2 protein-coding genes and 1 pseudogene are annotated in these 2,042 nt (G+C 73.9%); 1 reads left to right on the top strand and 2 read right to left on the bottom strand.

Annotated features, from left to right (window positions below):
- Nucleotides 1–550: pseudogene (locus KBX53_RS31040) on the bottom strand (two-component sensor histidine kinase); the annotation flags it as partial.
- Between the two features lie 44 nt (nt 551–594).
- On the bottom strand, nt 595–1,251 hold the full coding sequence (locus tag KBX53_RS31035) for a response regulator transcription factor (protein ID WP_210863295.1): 657 nt from the start codon (nt 1,249–1,251) through the stop codon (nt 595–597).
- Between the two features lie 95 nt (nt 1,252–1,346).
- On the opposite strand from KBX53_RS31035, the gene KBX53_RS31030 reads away from it, so the two are divergent.
- On the top strand, nt 1,347–2,042 hold a 696-nt coding region (locus KBX53_RS31030), incomplete at its 3' end, for a sigma-E factor regulatory protein RseB domain-containing protein (protein WP_305797990.1).

Below are 2,042 nucleotides of genomic sequence, written 5' to 3'. Positions count from 1 at the left end.
GCCGCAGGGTCGCGCCCACCACCCGCCACGCCACCCCGGCCAGCACGGCCACCAGCAGCGGAAACGCCACCAGCAGGATGGTCCGGACCACGTGGATGCTGTGCCGCACGTCGGCCATCGAGCGGGCGACCAGCACGGTGAGCGGGTCGGCCGCGGTGCCGGCGGGTACGGCGACCACGCGGACCGGGCCGACCAGCCCGACCCGCTCGGCCGGCACCTCCAGCCGCTGCCGACCCGTCCGGTCCAGTCGCTCCGGGCGGACCATCGGCACCAGCCGGTCGGCGTCGATCGAGGCCGCCCTGATCCGCCCCTGCGCGTCGACGACCTGCACACGGACCTGCCCGCCGGCCACCGGCAGTGGGTCGGGCAGCGCGTCCTCGGCGGCGAGCAGGGCAACGGCATCGGCGGTGCGGAACGCCTCGGTGTCGACGGTGCGCTGGAGCACGAAGCCGAGCGCGCCGAGCAGCACCACCCCGCCCACCGCCAACCCGATGGTGAGGCCGAACACGCCGATCGCCATGAGCCGCCCTCGCAGCCCGAGGATCGGCATCCAGCCGGGCCGGGCCCGACCGGTGGGTGCCGGGCCGTCCGACGTCACGTGGCCAACCGGTAGCCGGCACCCCGGACCGTCTCCAGCCGGTCCCGGCCGAGCTTGCGGCGCAGGTAGCCGACGTACACCTCGACGGCGTTCGGCGCGGTCTCCAGGCTCGCGTCCCAGACGTGGTCCAACAACTCGATCTTGGAGATCACCTGACCCGGCCGGCGCATCAGGTAGTCCAGCAGCGCGAACTCCCGCGCGGTCAGCGTCACCTCGGCGTCCGCCCGGGTCACCCGCCGCCGGGCCGGGTCCAGCCGCAGGTCGCCGACCGCCAGCACGGCCGGACGCTCCGGTGCGCCCCGACGCAGCAACGCCCGCAGCCGGGCCAGCAGCACCACGTACGAGAAGGGCTTGGTCAGATAGTCGTCGGCGCCGCAGTCGAGGCCGTCGGCCTGGTCGTACTCGCCGTCCTTGGCGGAGAGCATCAGCACCGGCAACCAGTGCTCCTCCGCACGCAGCCGCCGGACCAGCTCGTACCCGGAGAGGCCGGGCAGCATCACGTCGAGGATCATGGCGTCGTACCCGCCGTGCCGGGCCGCGTCCAGGCCGGCCGGGCCGGTCCCCGCCACATCCACCGCGAACCCCTCGGCCTGCAGGCCGCGTTGCAGGGCAGCCGCCAACCGGGCCTCGTCCTCCACCACCAGCACGCGCACCACTCAAGGGTGCCACCCGGGTCAATCAACCCCGTTCGGTGTCCTCAGCGCGTTCACAGCAGTGAGGGGGCAGGATGGGCGCAGGAGGTGCCACCATGTCCGTCCTGAGAAGCCGTCCCGTCCTGCGCTGGCTGGTCCCGGCCACCGCGGCCGTCGCCGTCATCGGCGGTGGCGCGGCGATCGGCACGTTCGCCGCCGAGGCCGAGCCGAGTCTGCCGCCCCGCACCGCCGCCCAGCTCCTCGTCGACCTGCAGACATCCCGGTTGGAGGGGTTGTCCGGGACCGTCGTGCAGCGCGCCGACCTCGGCCTGCCACCACTGGTCGGGCTGCTCCCCGGCAACGAGCTGACCACCATGCTGACCGGCACACACACCCTGCGGGTCTGGTACTCCGGGCCGGACAAGCAGCGGGTCGCGCTGCTGGACACCCTCGGCGAGCAGGACGTGATCCGCAACGGCCGGGATCTGTGGACCTGGCAGAGCCGCACCAACACCGCCACCCACCGCGCGTTGGGCAACAAGGCCGGGGCGTTCAAGCCCGCTCCGGAACCGGCAGCGAGCCTGCCGGCCACCCCGCAGCAGGCCGCCGACCTGGCGTTGGGCGCGATCGACCCGAGCACCGAGGTCAGCGTCGGCCGCTCGGCCACCGTCGCCGGCCGGGACTCGTACGAGCTGGTGCTCCAGCCGCGTGACCAGGACTCGCTGGTGCACCAGCTGCGGATCGCCATCGACGCCAAGCAGCACGTGCCGCTGCGCGTCGAGGTGCTCGCGAAGGGCCGTGTCCAGCCGGCG

The organism is Micromonospora sp. M51, from assembly GCF_018070305.1.
Classification (GTDB): Bacteria; Actinomycetota; Actinomycetes; order Mycobacteriales; family Micromonosporaceae; genus Micromonospora; species Micromonospora parva.
This window is presented reverse-complemented; position numbering and strand designations above follow the sequence as displayed.